Source organism: Herminiimonas sp., assembly GCF_030655415.1.
Genome location: NZ_JAURVN010000019.1, coordinates 77,360 through 93,141, shown reverse-complemented (window position 1 = coordinate 93,141; position 15,782 = coordinate 77,360). Strand labels below are relative to the sequence as shown.

13 protein-coding genes are annotated in these 15,782 nt (G+C 50.8%); 4 read left to right on the top strand and 9 right to left on the bottom strand.

Annotated elements, in window-relative coordinates; all coding sequences use genetic code 11:
• Position 1: 1 nt before the first annotated feature.
• Entirely contained in the window at positions 2 to 1,045 is a 1,044-nt protein-coding gene (gene cobT, locus Q7T66_RS17800; protein ID WP_304934446.1) for a nicotinate-nucleotide--dimethylbenzimidazole phosphoribosyltransferase, read from the bottom strand.
• A gap of 550 nt (positions 1,046 to 1,595) precedes the next feature.
• Here cobT and Q7T66_RS17795 point away from each other — a divergent pair.
• Together Q7T66_RS17795 and Q7T66_RS17790 are read left to right on the top strand one after the other, a co-directional pair.
• Positions 1,596 to 2,399, top strand: a complete 804-nt coding sequence (locus Q7T66_RS17795; protein WP_304934445.1) for a protein phosphatase CheZ — start codon at positions 1,596 to 1,598, stop codon at positions 2,397 to 2,399.
• An 8-nt stretch (positions 2,400 to 2,407) separates the two neighbouring features.
• Positions 2,408 to 4,261 carry a chemotaxis protein CheA gene (locus Q7T66_RS17790; RefSeq protein WP_304934481.1) on the top strand — a complete coding sequence of 618 codons (1,854 nt, stop codon included), beginning with the start codon at positions 2,408 to 2,410 and terminating at the stop codon, positions 4,259 to 4,261.
• Between the two features lie 138 nt (positions 4,262 to 4,399).
• Here Q7T66_RS17790 and ntrC read toward each other — a convergent pair whose 3' ends face one another.
• From ntrC to glnA, 4 genes are all read right to left on the bottom strand, one after another.
• A complete protein-coding gene (gene ntrC / locus Q7T66_RS17785; protein ID WP_304934444.1) occupies positions 4,400 to 5,917 on the bottom strand; it encodes a nitrogen regulation protein NR(I) in 1,518 nt (505 codons plus the stop codon).
• 65 nt (positions 5,918 to 5,982) lie between these two features.
• The gene (gene glnL, locus Q7T66_RS17780; RefSeq protein ID WP_304934443.1) at positions 5,983 to 7,056 is read right to left on the bottom strand and encodes a nitrogen regulation protein NR(II); all 1,074 of its coding nucleotides are present in this window, start codon (positions 7,054 to 7,056) and stop codon (positions 5,983 to 5,985) included.
• Between the two features lie 73 nt (positions 7,057 to 7,129).
• Complete coding sequence (locus Q7T66_RS17775; RefSeq protein WP_304934442.1) at positions 7,130 to 7,615, bottom strand: DUF4124 domain-containing protein; 486 nt, start codon at positions 7,613 to 7,615, stop codon at positions 7,130 to 7,132.
• A 214-nt stretch (positions 7,616 to 7,829) separates the two neighbouring features.
• A complete protein-coding gene (glnA, locus tag Q7T66_RS17770) occupies positions 7,830 to 9,245 on the bottom strand; it encodes a type I glutamate--ammonia ligase (RefSeq protein ID WP_304934441.1) in 1,416 nt (471 codons plus the stop codon).
• Between the two features lie 470 nt (positions 9,246 to 9,715).
• On the opposite strand from glnA, the gene nhaA reads away from it, so the two are divergent.
• Both nhaA and Q7T66_RS17760 read left to right on the top strand, forming a co-directional pair.
• Positions 9,716 to 11,065, top strand: a complete 1,350-nt coding sequence (gene nhaA / locus Q7T66_RS17765; protein ID WP_304934440.1) for a Na+/H+ antiporter NhaA — start codon at positions 9,716 to 9,718, stop codon at positions 11,063 to 11,065.
• A gap of 79 nt (positions 11,066 to 11,144) precedes the next feature.
• Complete coding sequence (locus Q7T66_RS17760; RefSeq protein WP_304934439.1) at positions 11,145 to 11,609, top strand: rhodanese-like domain-containing protein; 465 nt, start codon at positions 11,145 to 11,147, stop codon at positions 11,607 to 11,609.
• A 34-nt stretch (positions 11,610 to 11,643) separates the two neighbouring features.
• On the opposite strand, the gene Q7T66_RS17755 is transcribed toward Q7T66_RS17760, so the two are convergent.
• The 4 genes from Q7T66_RS17755 to fliL form a co-directional block, all read right to left on the bottom strand.
• Complete coding sequence (locus Q7T66_RS17755) at positions 11,644 to 12,993, bottom strand: TAXI family TRAP transporter solute-binding subunit (protein ID WP_304934438.1); 1,350 nt, start codon at positions 12,991 to 12,993, stop codon at positions 11,644 to 11,646.
• A 162-nt stretch (positions 12,994 to 13,155) separates the two neighbouring features.
• On the bottom strand, positions 13,156 to 14,823 hold the full coding sequence (locus Q7T66_RS17750; protein ID WP_304934437.1) for a peptide chain release factor 3: 1,668 nt from the start codon (positions 14,821 to 14,823) through the stop codon (positions 13,156 to 13,158).
• A gap of 159 nt (positions 14,824 to 14,982) precedes the next feature.
• Positions 14,983 to 15,285, bottom strand: a complete 303-nt coding sequence (locus tag Q7T66_RS17745) for a DUF1289 domain-containing protein (protein WP_304934436.1) — start codon at positions 15,283 to 15,285, stop codon at positions 14,983 to 14,985.
• A gap of 32 nt (positions 15,286 to 15,317) precedes the next feature.
• On the bottom strand, positions 15,318 to 15,737 hold the full coding sequence (gene fliL / locus Q7T66_RS17740) for a flagellar basal body-associated protein FliL (protein ID WP_304934435.1): 420 nt from the start codon (positions 15,735 to 15,737) through the stop codon (positions 15,318 to 15,320).
• Between the last annotated feature and the right edge of the window lie 45 nt (positions 15,738 to 15,782).

Sequence of the window (15,782 nt, the reverse complement as noted above, 5' to 3'; positions counted from 1 at the left end):
TTTATACGCTCTTTTTGCTCACATCCGCCGACTCAAAAGTCGCCATTTCACGCAGGAAATTAACTGCAGCGTGCAACAACGGCAAAGCCAATACTGCGCCCGTTCCCTCGCCTAAACGCAAACCCATTTGCAGAACCGGCTGCCCTTTCAGATACGCCAGCATTTGTCTGTGACCATGCTCATCCGAGCAATGGGCGAATACGCAGTAATCAAGAATAGCTGGCTGCAAGCGCGCTGCGACCAATAAGGCACTGGTAATGATAAAGCCGTCGACCAATATCACCATGCGGCGCTCGGCCGCAGCCAACATTGCGCCTGCAATCATCGCGATTTCAAAACCACCGAAAGTTGCGAGTACATCCAAAGGTTCGCCTGCCGATATGACAGGCGCATGAAAAGCAGCTGCTGCCTCCACGACTTTTTGCTTGTGTTGCACGCCATCAGGCGCCAAACCTGTACCAGCGCCTACACATTCCGCTGCGGGAATTTTTGTGAGCGCATGCATGATGGCTGCCGCCGCAGTCGTATTGCCTATGCCCATTTCGCCGAAGCCGACGACATTCCCTTTGAGCCCAGCGACCAACTCCGCACCGTACTGCATCGCTTGCGCGCACTGCTCTGCCGTCATCGCCGGTTCTTGCGCAAAATTGCGCGTGCCGTACGCGACTTTGTGATCGATCAAACCATCGCGTACGCCAAAGTCATGATTAACGCCTGCATCGACGATATGCAGTGCGCAATTATTTTGGCGCGCAAACACATTGATCGCGGCACCGCCAGCAAGAAAGTTTTCCACCATTTGCCAAGTCACGCTTTGCGGGAAGGCAGAAATATTTTCCGCAACGACGCCATGATCACCAGCAAACACAATCAATGCCGGATCGTTAAGGCTGACATCGGTAGTTTGCTGAATCAAACCGATTTGTTTGGCGAGCGACTCCAGCATGCCTAGACTGCCCAACGGCTTGGTTTTGTTATTGATTGCGACATCCAGCGCACTATCCAGTGCTGCATCATGGGTAAAAGAAATGGAAGAAAAAGTCATGCTTGGCGTGCCCTCGCGAGGGTCACGATCCTTGGAATTAAACTACGGTTGATAATAGAGATTCAGAATAATCGTGCCAACGAATGGAAAATCGCACTTTTACTAGTGCAGATTTCACCTCGTTACCTCAGTAATCCGGGGCCACATAAAAAGTAGCTGCAGTGTAGGCGCGAGGACAGATCGCGTCAAACAGCGCCGAGCACGACGGGCATGCGCTCACCGCTAGAAAGCCGCCTCATACTTCATTCCCGTAGGCAAGCAGAACCCACAAAAACGCTTGGAATAACACTCACTTTTAACCAAAATTTGCAATTGTTGCGCGGCATCGCCAACTTCCATTGAATAGCTATGCGCCCCTTCTAAATCTGGGTATTATTGCCTCAGGTTAATAGATAAAATTCTTGTCGCCATCCATGGCGTGTTTAAGTGGAACGGCGCAATATTGCATTACTGCACATGCACATCTTGGTTTGCTGACGCGCTCCGCAGGGAATGCACAATCGCACCAGACGTACAGAGCACCAACGAATAACGAGACGGAGAGAACTAGATGAGCGGCGACTTGGATGATTTTGATGCACTGTTTGAAGAAATTTCCGCACAACGTACAGAAACCGTAGCACCGGTCGCGCCGGCTGCTGCAGCTCCAGCACCAGCAGCGCCTACACCCGCGACTCCTGCGAATTCTGCAACAACTGCAGCGCCTGCACCTGCTGCTGAATCTACTGAAGATGTTTCCGACAAGCCGATGTTTGAACGCTTGGGCGGCATCGTTCGTTTGCTGCATGATTCCTTGCGCGAACTCGGTTACGACCGCTCGCTGTCCGATGTCGCATCAGAAATTAATGACGCCCAAGGTCGCCTCGAATACGTCGCTACCTTGACTGAACAAGCTGCAAATAAAGTTTTGAATGCGATCGATATCGGCATGCCAGAACAGGACGCATTGTCCAAAACCGCCAAGAGTATGGATGCACGCTGGAGCCAATTATTCGAAGGCAAACTGAGTGTTGAAGAATTCAAAACGCTGGCCAACGATTCGCGCCAGTTCTCCAGCAAAGTTATAGAAGTGACCGAGGCCGAAAAAGCCCGTCTGCTGGAAATCATGATGGCGCAAGACTTCCAGGACATCACCGGCCAGTTGATCAAGAAAATTGTCACGATCACGCACAAGGTTGAAGGCGAACTGGCGCAACTACTGCGCGACAATGCACCGCCAGAAATCAAGGCCGCGCGCGCGGAAGCAAAACCTGCAGCAGATACACCTGTCGAATTGATGAATGGTCCGTCAGCACCGGCTATCGCAATGGTGCAGGACGACGTCGATGATCTTCTTGCCGATCTGGGGTTCTAATGGATGACATGGACGACATGCTCAAGGATTTCGTTGTCGAGGCGCTAGAGCTCGCAACAAATGTAGAAGAGCATTTGCTCAGCCTTGAACGCAATCCTGGCGACCTGAATACACTGAACGCCGTTTTCCGCTCATTCCACACGATTAAAGGCGGCGCTGGCTTCATGAATCTGCCTGCGATGGTCTCCGCCTGCCATCTGACAGAAAATCTGTTCGATGCCCTGCGCACCGGCGAAGTACCGGTCACACCGATTGCAATTGAAGCTGCATTACAAGCCAGCGGCTTCGTTGCGGATCAATTGACCGCACTCTCAAACGGTGCGCACCCGAGTAGTCTGCCGGACATGCCAAACGCACTGGAGGAAATTCTCAACAGTGCGATTGCAGGCAAGGATGCAGCGCCTGCTGCGATTGCAGCAGCGCCGGTAGTTGCAGCAAGTACTGAAGCCGTCGCGACGATAGGCGCAGATGGTCTGGACTGGAATGCGCTGTATCAAGCCGTCGTTCCAGCTGGTACTGCGATCCCCGTTTCCGCAACGACGACATCAGCAAGCGCGGCAGTTAGTGCAGCACCCGTCGCAACTCCAGCTACTGCTGCAACTACAGCAGCACCGGCGAAAGGTGGTTGGGATGGTATCGACAGACGTGGCGACAACAAGCCTGCTGCGGCTGCTAGCGTCAAGGAAGAAAGCATACGCGTCGATGCGGTAAAGCTGGATGCCTTGCTGGAAGTTGCTGGCGAATCCGTACAAGCAGCGAATCAGGCGAGCGTACTGCTGGAAAAACTCGCGCAATTCCCGGTTGAAGGACAAGCCGCGACCTTGATGGCCGCTCTGGCAGAAACGCTGAATCGCGCATCGCGCTATTCCACAGAACTGCAACGCGCTACGCTGTCGACACGCATGCAACCTGTCGGCAAACTCTTCCAGAAATTTCCACGACTGGTGCGTGAGCTGGCAAAAGATCTGGGCAAGGATGTTGATCTGCAAATCGAAGGTGCCGACACCGAAGTCGATCGCGTCGTCGTCGATAGTTTGTACGATCCATTAGTCCACATGCTGCGCAATTCGCTGGATCATGGCATTGAAGATAATGCGACTCGCACTGCGAATGGCAAATCGACCAAGTCCGTCATCTTGCTTAAAGCATGGCAGGAAGCCAGCAGCGTCATGATCGAGATTTCCGACGATGGCAAGGGCATGGATGGCGAACAACTGCGCGCCAAAGCGATCTCCAAAGGTTTGATCAACGATAGCGCTGCGCAATCAATCGAAGAAATGCTGCAACTGGTTTTCTTGCCGGGCTTCTCGACCAAGGAAGTTGCCAACAGCGTATCGGGTCGTGGCGTCGGTATGGATGTTGTGAAAACTGCAGTTGAAAAACATCGCGGCGCGATCACCATCGATTCCAAATTGGGCGTTGGTACACGTTTTTCGATTCGTTTGCCTATTGAATTATCAATTGTGCCGACCATGCTGGTGCGTAGTTCCGATGCAGCGTTGGCCTTGCCGATGGCAGTTGTTCAACGCGTGGTTGAATTGCCTGAAGAATTCGAGCACGTTGGTGGTGCGCCCGTATTACGCGATCAAGGACGTCCATTACCAGTGCGTTCACTGGCAGGCTCGCTCGGCTATGAATTGGCAACGGAGCGTGTAGGCATCGTTATCGCTGCGCCACAACCTTACATTTTGTCGGTAGGCGCAGTCGAAGGCACCGCAGATCTGGTGATCAAACCGATGACCGCCATTACTGTGTCCGGCATCGCTGGTACTGCGCGCTCGGCTGAAGGTGAACTGGTGCTGGTAGTTGGCTTATCCTTCCTACTAGAAGGTTGCCGCTCTACTGCAAAACTGGCTGCTTAAACGCAAGTTTTAAAACTAAAATTCAAAGCATTACTAGCTTCGACTTTGCAATAAAAAAGACCCTGATTAGTTAAAACTGATCAGGGTCTTTTTTTGTCTGGCGTGCTGATACTGATTTACTCAGCGATCAACAAATCATCAATCGTCTTTCGCGCCATCAATACCAAGCTCATGGATTTTTCGAGTGATCGTATTGCGACCTATCCCCAAACGCACTGCTGCATCATTCTTGCGGCCATGCGTATGTTTCAATGCCATCTTGATCAAGGTCGATTCAAACTGACGACCCAAGGCATCCATTACTTCCGGCTGGCCTGCAGCCAACAAACTCGCGGCTTCAACTTCAAGCAAAGAAATCCAGTTGCTGTGTTCAGCTGGAATACCTGTTGGAATTGCAGTTGCTTGCGGCACGACGTTGCTGACTGTACCGCCATCGCTTTCAGACGTCACATAAGCTGCACCGTTCGACGATGGCAAAGGAAGTGTGGACGATGAGTACGCCTGCCCTTCGGTCAATTCAAGCGGCAAATCCTTGGCTTCTACTGTTTGCCCAGGTGCCATCACGGTAATCCAGTTACACAGATTTTCCAGTTGACGCACATTGCCCGGCAATTCGAGGCCGGTCAAAAATTGCATCGCACCTTCTGACATACGCTTGACCTCAACGCCGAGTTGTTTAGCGCTTTGTGTCAGGAAATGACGCGTCAGAATAGGAATATCTTCGCGACGTTCGCGCAAGCTAGGCAAGCGAAGGCGAATCACATTCAGACGATGATACAAATCCTCGCGGAACAAACCTTCGCGTACGCGATGTTCCAGATTTTGATGTGTCGCTGCGATCACGCGCACGTTGGCTTTCAAGGGTTGATGACCACCGACGCGATAAAAATGTCCATCCGACAGCACGCGCAACAAACGTGTTTGCAAATCGAAAGGCATGTCGCCGATTTCATCAAGGAACAGCGTACCGTTTTCAGCTTGTTCAAAACGGCCGCGACGCGTTGCTTGTGCGCCGGTGAACGCACCGCGCTCATGGCCGAACAGTTCTGATTCCAGCAAGTCTTTTGGAATCGCCGCAGTATTCAATGCGATGAAAGGTTGCGATGCGCGTGGGCTGTGTTTATGCAAGGCCCGTGCAACCAGTTCTTTACCTGAGCCGGATTCACCGGTGATCAAGACCGTAACGTTCGATTGAGAGAGGCGACCGATCGCGCGGAAAACATCCTGCATTGCTGGCGCTTGGCCGAGAATTTCTGGCGTTTCTGCCGATGCCTGCTCAACGCTGGTTTCACGCAGGCTTTCTTCCAGTGCGCGACGTATCAGTTCAACTGCTTTGTCGATATCGAAAGGCTTGGCCAGATATTCAAATGCACCGCCTTGAAATGCTGCAACAGCAGAATCCAGATCAGAGAATGCGGTGATGATGATGACCGGCAAACCTGGATGCTTGGCTTTGACTGCTTGCAGCAATTCAAGACCAGTTTCGCCAGGCATGCGTATATCGGATACCAATACTTGCGGCGCACCAGTTTTAAGTGCTTCCATCGCATCGCGTGCGTTGGAAAAACTCTTGGTTGCAAGATTTTCACGGGCAAGTGCTTTTTCAAGCACCCAGCGGATTGACTCGTCGTCGTCAACAATCCAGATTGGTTTCATAGTTTTTAATATCCGCAGTCTTATTGCAAAGTTATTGATTCATCGCTGCGACCATCTTCAATCTGTCACGGCAATGGAATCAGAATTCTGAAGTCCGTATATCCCGGCCGACTGTCACATTCAATCACGCCCATATGTTGCTGCACGAATGTCTGCGCCAACGTCAGCCCCAACCCGCTCCCACCATCCCGACCCGAGACCAGCGGATAAAAAATACGGTCTTGAATATCTGGCGGGATGCCCGGTCCGTTATCAATGATATGCAAGTCTAATGCCAGCCGGTATCGGACCTTGGCCAGCGTCACTTGCCGTGCGATACGGGTACGAATCGTAATCTCTGCGTCGTTGGTTTTCATGCGGGAAGAAAGCACTTGCGCGGCATTATGTGCAATGTTCAATACCGCCTGTATCAACTGTTCCTTGTCCCCACGAAATTCCGGTACGGACAAATCGTAATCACGTTTGATCTTCAAGCCGGTCGGGAATTCGGAAACGATCAGGCTGCGTACGCGCTCACATACTTCGTGAATATTTACGTCGCCCACAATATGCGGGCTGCGATGCGGCGCCAGCAATCTATCCACCAGAGTCTGTAAACGATCGGCTTCCTTGATGATGACTTGCGTGTATTCGCGCAGTTCCTTCAAATGGCGCTCCGGCAATTCCAGCTCAAGCAATTGCGCCGCGCCGCGAATACCACCGAGCGGATTCTTGATCTCATGGGCGAGATTACGGATCAACTCTTTATTGGCCTGACTTTGGTCGATCAGGCGCTCTTCCCTGTCCAGCTTCAGTTGCTGTACGTTTTCGCGCAACTCGATCAGGACCGGCGCCTCAGGACCGTCAAGCGCAGTGACAACCGTATGTACCTGTAACGGTTCACGCCCGACTCGTTCCAGCGTCAGGTCTAAGCGCTTGTCTGCGAACTTGTGCTCCAAGGCTTGCTGGAAAACTTCGTCCAGCTCTTCATGGTTAATGAATAGTTCAGTCAGCGTATGACCGATCAGTGCCTTGCTTGAATTTTCCAGCAAATTTTCGGCAGCGGGGTTGGCATGGGAGATACGGCCTTCTGCATTAAACACCAGCACAGCTGATGCGAGCAGATCAAGACCGCCAAAAGAATTTAAAGGTTTTTTCACAGGAATCCAAAAAAGAAAAGCCGCATAACGCGGCCTAATCCTAGCAAACATCGTACCGATGTCGTTTAATGATTTACTTCAGGTTGCCTAACTCTCTTTTCAATGCTTCTACATTTTTTTCGGTACGGGCGAGATCGTCTTTCAGTGCAGCAGTGCGATCCTGATATTTTGCATAATTGCGTTCGTCGCCGCGACGTTCTGGCTCGCCGTTATTGTATTCAGCACGAATCGCTGCCAGCTTTTGCTCTTCGGTTCTCATTTCATCTTGCAAAATCTGTTTGCGGTCACTGTCGCGCGCTTTCTGCACTGTGTCGTTCACACGCGGAAAATCGCTAGGCTTGGCCGATGCAGTTTGCGGTGCAGGTTTTTTGGGGGTTGTTGCAGGAACAGTCGTTACGCCTGGCAGATCGATTCTTTTACAACCTTTGGTGGCACCGGTATTTTTGTATTCGCGATTGCCATTGCTATCGACGCACAAATAAACTTCACTTTGCGCAAAAGCTGGCAACGCAGGAATCGCAGCAGCGGAGAACAGCAGGATGACGAATTGACGTTTCATAAACTTTCTTTTTGAAACTGTTAAACCGGGGTCTTAGTTTAGGACAAGAAACACTTGCTGACAAACATTGAACGTCAATTTACTGCAGGCCCGCAACAAATCAATTGATGAAATGATCTATAGCACAAGATAAAAGAACAATAAAAAAGCGGGGAAGCTTTCGCTTTCCCCGCTTTATTTCGCCCTGTATCAGCAGCGACTATCGAAAGATAGATTACAGCGAATAGTACATATCGTATTCAACTGGATGAGCAGTCATGCGGAAACGCTGCACTTCTTGCATTTTCAGTTCAATGTACGCATCGATCATCGAATCGCTGAACACACCACCGCGGGTCAGGAACTCGCGGTCTTTGTTCAAGTGTTCCAACGCTTCTTCCAGTGAAGCACAAACGGTTGGGATCAACGCGTCTTCTTCTGGCGGCAAGTGGTACAGATCTTTCGATGCTGCTTCACCTGGATGGATCTTGTTTTGTACGCCGTCCAGACCTGCCATCAGCAAAGCTGAGAAGCACAGGTATGGGTTAGCCAAAGGATCCGGGAAACGCGCTTCAACACGACGACCTTTAGGATTCGAAACGTGTGGAATACGGATCGAAGCGGAACGGTTACGTGCCGAGTATGCCAATTTAACTGGCGCTTCAAAACCTGGAACCAAACGTTTGTACGAGTTGGTACCTGGGTTGGTGATTGCGTTCAGTGCTTTAGCATGCTTGATGATGCCGCCGATGTAGTACAGAGCGAAATCCGACAAGCCGGCATAGCCGTCGCCTGCGAACAGGTTTTTGCCATCTTTCCAAACCGATTGATGAACGTGCATGCCTGAACCGTTGTCGCCAACGATAGGTTTTGGCATGAATGTCGCTGTTTTACCGTAGGTATGCGCTACGTTCCAGACGACATATTTCAAGTTTTGAGTCCAGTCAGCGCGCTCAACCAGAGTCGAGAATTTGCTGCCGATTTCGTTTTGGCCAGCACCAGCAACTTCGTGGTGATGTACTTCAACCGGGATGCCAAGCGATTCCAGAATCAGGCACATTTCCGAACGCATATCCTGGAAGCTGTCGACTGGTGGCACTGGGAAGTAGCCGCCTTTAACTGTAGGACGGTGACCTGTGTTGCCGCCTTCGAGTTTCTCGCCTGAGCTCCACGATGCTTCTTCGGAACCGATCTTGACGAAGCAACCGTCCATGCCGATTTTCCAGCGGATGCTGTCAAAAATGAAGAATTCTGGTTCAGGACCGAAGTAAGCTGTGTCGCCCAAACCGGATGATTTCAAATAAGCTTCAGCGCGTTTGGCGATCGAACGTGGATCACGGTCGTAACCTTTGCCGTCCGACGGTTCAATCACGTCGCACTGCATGAACAAGGTAGTTTCTTCGAAAAACGGATCGATGTTTGCGGTGTTCGGATCCGGCATCAACAACATGTCGGATGATTCGATGCCTTTCCAGCCCGCGATCGAAGAACCGTCAAATGCGTGACCGGATTCAAATTTGTCCATATCGAAATGCGAAACTGGCACGGTGACGTGCTGTTCTTTGCCTCGTGTGTCAGCAAAGCGAAAATCAACGAATTTAACTTCGTTGTCTTTCACCATCTTCAAGACCTCTGCTGCCGTCATTGCCATGCGAATCTCCTAAAATTGAGCAAAGTGATACAAATTAGTTAATGGGTTGTGTGCCGTGCTTCTTTTCATGACAGCGTGCGACCATAACTCGCCCGAAATGATAGCAGATTCCATGCCATAGACCACACGAATAATGCCGTCACCGCACCGCACTGGAGCAACTTGCCTCTTATTCGGCAAAGATGCTTTAACAAGAAAATAAGCAAATTTAGAGTAAGTTTAAATACTCACCAAAAATGTGCGATTTCTACATTCAGCTTTTATTTTGCTTATTGCTGGTGCAAATAATATGAATAGCACTTTATTGGTGCAATTAATATTAAAAAGATAACTTATGCTTGCTTTAATGCAAGCCGGAAGCTCATCACCCTCAGTATTGGTGTAGTAGAATCTGTCCAGGGTGTTAAAGCTACATACCGTAGCAAACAGGTTACGCGCTGGTCGGGCCGCCACGCGGAGTACCCGCGACCATGACAAAACCAACACCCCTTCAGCCACTGCCACGCGCGCAAGATTTAGCCAACCGGGCTTTCTCCACCCTTGAACGTTTCCTTCATGTCGAAGCCTTTAGTGGCGTCGTATTGTTGATTGCTGCAGCCATCGCCATTATCTGGGCCAACTCGCCCGCTGCCGACAGCTACCACCATCTTTGGCATACCCCACTGACCTTTGGTGTCGGCAATTGGATTTCTTCGCAGTCTTTGCACTTCTGGATTAACGATGGCTTGATGACTGTCTTTTTTCTGGTCGTCGGCATGGAAATTCGCCGCGAAATTCACGAAGGCGCGTTATCGAGTCTCCGACTTGCAGCGCTACCTTTATCCGCAGCGGTAGGCGGCGTCATGGTGCCGGCACTGGTTTATCTGGGCTTTAATCACAACGGTATTCAATCGCAGGGCTGGGCCGTTCCGACCGCCACCGACATCGCATTTGCAGTTGGCGTACTTGCACTATTAGGCCGCTCTATCCCGTCCAATGTCCGCGTATTTTTGCTGGCTTTAGCCATCATTGATGACATAGTCGCCGTATTAATCATTGCGATCTTTTATTCTGGTGGGCTGGACTACAGCGGCTTCCTGATTGCAGGCGTCGGTATTGCCATGGTGCTGGGAATGCAGTGGATAGGAATAGGCTCCGCGTATGCATACATATTACCGGGCGCCGTCCTTTGGCTAGGATTACTGCAAACAGGCGCGCACCCAACATTAGCCGGAGTCGTGCTTGGTCTGATGACACCCGTGCTCGCAACCCGCACACGCGAGCGTCCACTGGATGTTGTAGCGAATGCGGTAAAAGATCTGCAAGCACATGCATCCGGTTCAGCAGTCGACCCACATCATCTGGCACAACCGATCAAGCAAATGCGTCACGCGCAACGCGATCTGTTGCCACCAGTGAGCCGCGTTCAAATTGCTCTGCATCCGTGGGTTGCATTTGGCATCATGCCGATCTTTGCGTTGGCCAACGCCGGCGTCACGCTCAACGGCATAGATCTCTCAGCAAACGGCTCCATGCTGGTGATGATAGGCGTGCTGGCCGCACTCGTATTAGGTAAACCGCTGGGAATCATCGGCGTCAGTTGGCTGGTGGTGCGTCTTGGTTGGTGCACGCTTCCACCGGGCGTGACATGGGCTGGCGTTTGTCTGGTTGGCTTGCTGGCAGGTATCGGCTTCACGATGTCTATCTTTATCGCTACCCTTGCTTTTTCGGACGCCAATCTTTTGGGTGCTGCCAAACTTGGTGTATTAATTGCTTCGCTGAGTGCAGCTATTTTAGGTCTGACTTGGGGCTATTTTTACGCCAAAGGACGGCGTTCTTAAGCTGGTCAGAAAAATAAACTTGCGAGCAGATTACAATTGTCTGCTCGTAATATTCAATGCATCAGGAGCGTAAATTAACATGACGACATCAGCGACTATTCTTGCTCAGGCACGCCTGCTTGGCCAAACCGAAAACCTGCCTTACGCAGGCGCAATGACACCGCAACAGGCATACGATCTTTTATTGAGCGACCCTACCGTCAAGCTCGTCGATGTACGTACCAATGCCGAACGCGATTGGATTGGGCGCGTTGCCATTCCTGAGACTCAACATGCTGCCGTCGAATGGAACGTCTATCCCGGTGGCACATCGAATCCGAATTTTTTGCAAGAACTGGCACAAATTGCAGACAAAGATACGGTGTTGCTATTTCTATGTCGCGGCGCTGTACGTTCACGTCACGCAGCAAAACTAGCGACGGAACATGGCTACGCAAATTCCTTCGACGTACTGGAAGGATTTGAAGGCGTGAAAGACGCTGACGGTCACCGCAAAAACGTCAACGGTTGGTGCAAGGCCGGGCTGCCTTGGCTGGGTGCTTAAGCTCAACGTAGCAAGCCGTTCCAAGCTAAATCTATCAAGCCTGTACTGATTCAGGCTTTGCTTCGCTAAGCCACACAATACGCTTGCGCACCAGATTGATATTGCTGCGCAAGCGATATAACTCATCCGCGAATGAAAGCGGAATCGAAATCTGATTCACCCTTTCTTCAATTTCATTCAAGCGACGTAATTGCGCAGGATAAACCGTCGCACGTTTGGCTGGCGGCACGTCCTCTATCAATTGCTCAACTGTGCGCAATTGTCCATACCAGCGATACACGCGCGAACGTACTTTCCACACATAAAGCGGCGGCAAAATACGTGACAAGGGCAGAATCAATGCGCCTAGCGCGACGATCACCACCCACATACGTTCGAAAAAATTCGCTAACCAAAATGGCATATAGCGCTGCAAAAACGGCGGGCCTTCTTTATAGAATTTTTCAGCCTCAGGCACTACCGGAATTTCCGTATAACTTGCATTTGGAAATTCACCCTGCTTGCGGAACCACCCTGCGCCACCATGAATATTGCCTGCAGCTTGCACAAATAAATCAACCAAAGCTGGATGCATATCTTCACGTGCAACCAAGGTTGCGGTCGGCGCAATCAAGTGATAATTTTTGGGCGGCAAGTCACGCCCCAGATCGACAATCCCGCGCGGTAAAACCACATGCGACAAATACGGAAACCGACGTGAATATGCTTCTGCTTGCGTGAAATCAAACAGCTTGATGCCGGGTGTTTGCAACAGCATTTGAATCAACAAAGCATCCGGTGCAGAGCTAAACACAAGTGCATCAATACGACCTTCTATCAACTCCACAGTCGCTGGCGTATTTTCCAACTCACCCATTTTCACATCGTCAGGTTCAACACCATTCACTGACAACAAAGTCTTGAATAATTTAGGCACGCCACTACCTTCCGGCCCGACGTTAACTCGCTTGCCTTTGAGTTGCACCAGCTCCTTGATGTTCAGATTAGCCCGATAGAACAACCAAACCGGTTCGGTGAACAAACTGCCTAGCGAAACCAAACCTTGACGTTCCGCATCTGCATGTTCAGTCGAACCGCTTTGCACGAAAGCGATATCGATACCGGAATCAGGATCATTGAGTCGTTGCAAATTTTCTTGCGATCCCAGCGATGGTTTCAAGGTGACAGTGATGCCGTATTTCTTCAACGCCTCTGCATACTTTTTACCGAACTCGTCATACGCACTATTTTCCTGACCGGTAGACAAGGTCACATGTTTAGGCGGTGCCGGATCGACCAATTTATATGCGCCAAAACACGCGGCAATAATCAGCAAAGTCATCGGACCGGCCGTGACGATCAAATCGCGTAGCGAGAATTCAGTGAACTTGAAAATTTTCGGCATACCGTTCTTTGTGAAAAATACGTGGCGTAATCAAAAGCACGAAAGCAAGGAGCACACGATGCCAAGAATTAGACATCGAAGCAAGCTGCATATAAGGGGAAATTTGAGGACAAGAAAAAACTAATGCATACCGCCGAAGAGTTTCGACGGTATGCATTTCAATCAGCCAAGCTTGACTGCGTGTTCACGTGTTTCATGGAAGGTCACGCCAGGCCAGCGCTCTTGTGTCAGACGTAAATTGACACCCGAGCTAGCCAAGTAAGCGAGATTGCCGGCAGCGTCGTGCGACAGATTATGGCCGGCGGATGAGCGTTCAAAATCAGCCAGCATTTTCTTGTCGTCGCAAGTAATCCAGCGCGCGCTGCTGATGCTGGTGCCTTCAAATACAGCATCGACTCCGTATTCATTCAGCAAGCGACTGGCGACTACTTCAAACTGCAGTACACCTACGCCACCCAACACAAGATCGCTACTATTGACTGGTTTGAAAACTTGAATCGCGCCCTCTTCGCCCAACTGCTGCAAACCCTTGTGCAATTGCTTGATCTTCAGTGGATTACGAATGCGCACCGCACGGAAAAAGTCTGGTGCGAAATATGGAATGCCTGTGAACTGCAACAATTCGCCTTCAGAAAAACTGTCGCCGATCTGCATGTTGCCGTGATTCGGCAAACCGATGATGTCGCCAGCGTAAGCTTCTTCAACCTGCTCACGACTGGACGCCATGAAGGTCACAACACTCGATACTTTGATCTCGCGATTCAAGCGTAGATGTTTGACCTTCATACCGCGCTGGAACCGACCTGAACATACGCGCAAGAACGCAATGCGATCGCGATGCGCTGGATCCATATTCGCTTGAATCTTGAAGACGAAACCAGAGAAAGGCAATTCAGTTGGCTTGACCGCACGCAAAGTTGCATCGCGTTCGCGCGGCGGTTGTGCCCAATCGAGCAGCGCATTCAAAATTTCACGCACACCAAAGTTGTTGATCGCAGAACCGAAAAATACTGGTGTACGTGTACCGTTCAGGAATGCATCAAGTTCGAATGGATGCGACGCGCCATGCACCAATTCGACTTCCATTTTTAGCTGTTCAATCTCAAGCGGAAACATCTCGGCGAGGCGCGGATTATCGATGCCTTTGACGACTTCAAATGTTTGATCAGCTTTTTCACTGCCCGGCGCAAACAACATGATTTCGTCGCGCAGCAAGTGATACACGCCGCGGAAATTCTTGCCCATACCGATAGGCCAGGTTACCGGTGCGCATTCGATCTTTAGTACCGATTCCAACTCATCCAGCAGTTCCAGCGGGTCGCGTGTTTCGCGATCCATCTTGTTCATGAACGTGATGATAGGCGTATTGCGCATGCGGCAAACGTTCAGCAATTTGATCGTTTGTTCTTCCACACCTTTTGCCGCGTCAATCACCATCAAGGCGGAATCGACTGCAGTCAATACGCGATAAGTATCTTCAGAAAAATCCTGATGGCCTGGCGTATCAAGCAGGTTGACGACGTGATCGCGATATTCAAACTGCATGACCGAGCTGGCGACGGAAATGCCGCGCTGCTTTTCGATTTCCATCCAGTCGGAGGTTGCATGACGACCGCTCTTGCGCCCTTTGACAGTACCGGCGAGTTGAATCGCGCCCGAGAACAGCAGCAGCTTTTCAGTCAGCGTGGTTTTACCCGCATCCGGATGAGAAATGATGCCGAAGGTGCGACGACGCTGCACTTCGCTGGCAATCAGATCCGCTGAAACGGAACGTATTTCGGGTTCGGATCCTGCGTCTATCGAGGAATCTGGTATTACGGAATCGGACATGAGGGTTTCGGGCGTAGTGGACATGGAATAGCCCTTGCGAAAAGGGCTAAAGTCTACCGTCTCTTGGCCCTGAAGTCTAATCTGGCTGTGGAATAGCGATGGATTTCGATGCTTAGGTGACGCATATGCGATACCCAAGCGATGCTTGCGTGGAAACGCTTAGCGTTTTACCAAGCCGGCCGCTTCCAGCCTAGCCCAAATCGCGTCTTTTTCAGCATCGTCGTAAATGATCCAGTTGATGACTTCATCAAAAGTGCGGCCACAGCCTTTGCAAATCTCATCGCCATGCGAAGTCGAACAATAACCGGCGCACGGAGAATCCGGGCGCAGCACGTCTTTGCGAGACTGTGCAGGCGTCGAATTGGCTGGCGTACTGGCTGGCTGGTTTTCTGAATTATCTGACGGCAGGTTTGCCGGATTGTCTATGCTGCTCATACCCAAAGTGTCTGTGATTCCGTCCATCGAACCTGCATTGTCTATCAAACCGGCAAAAATTACTCGGCCTGCACAATGAAGTCGGTCAATAGCACTTCTTCGATATTGCGAGTATTCAAGGCTTTATTAGCGGCGTCGCGCAAAGTCGTTTGTACATAAGTGACACTTTGCGGATCACGCAAACGCTGGGGATCAACATTGGCCAAGGCGGTTTGCAAGGCAAAGTCGAGCTCCTTCTTGTGACTAGCCAACCAGCTCGCATCTTCCTTACGGGTTTGGACAGCAATCGTCGCCTTGATTGCAAACTCGGAACTACGCACCACGACTGGACCAAAGCTTGCAAAAGTGGATGGCGATACAGGGCGGGCGCTGTATGAAAAATACAGCCAAATCGACAGAATTCCTATCAATACGATGGCAAAAGCGCCGCCGATAATGACGACGTTTGTATCGACTTGGCTGGCTTTAGCTTTGGCCATGATGGTGCCCGGAGTGAATAATTGCCTCAGTTTAACCGATGTTCC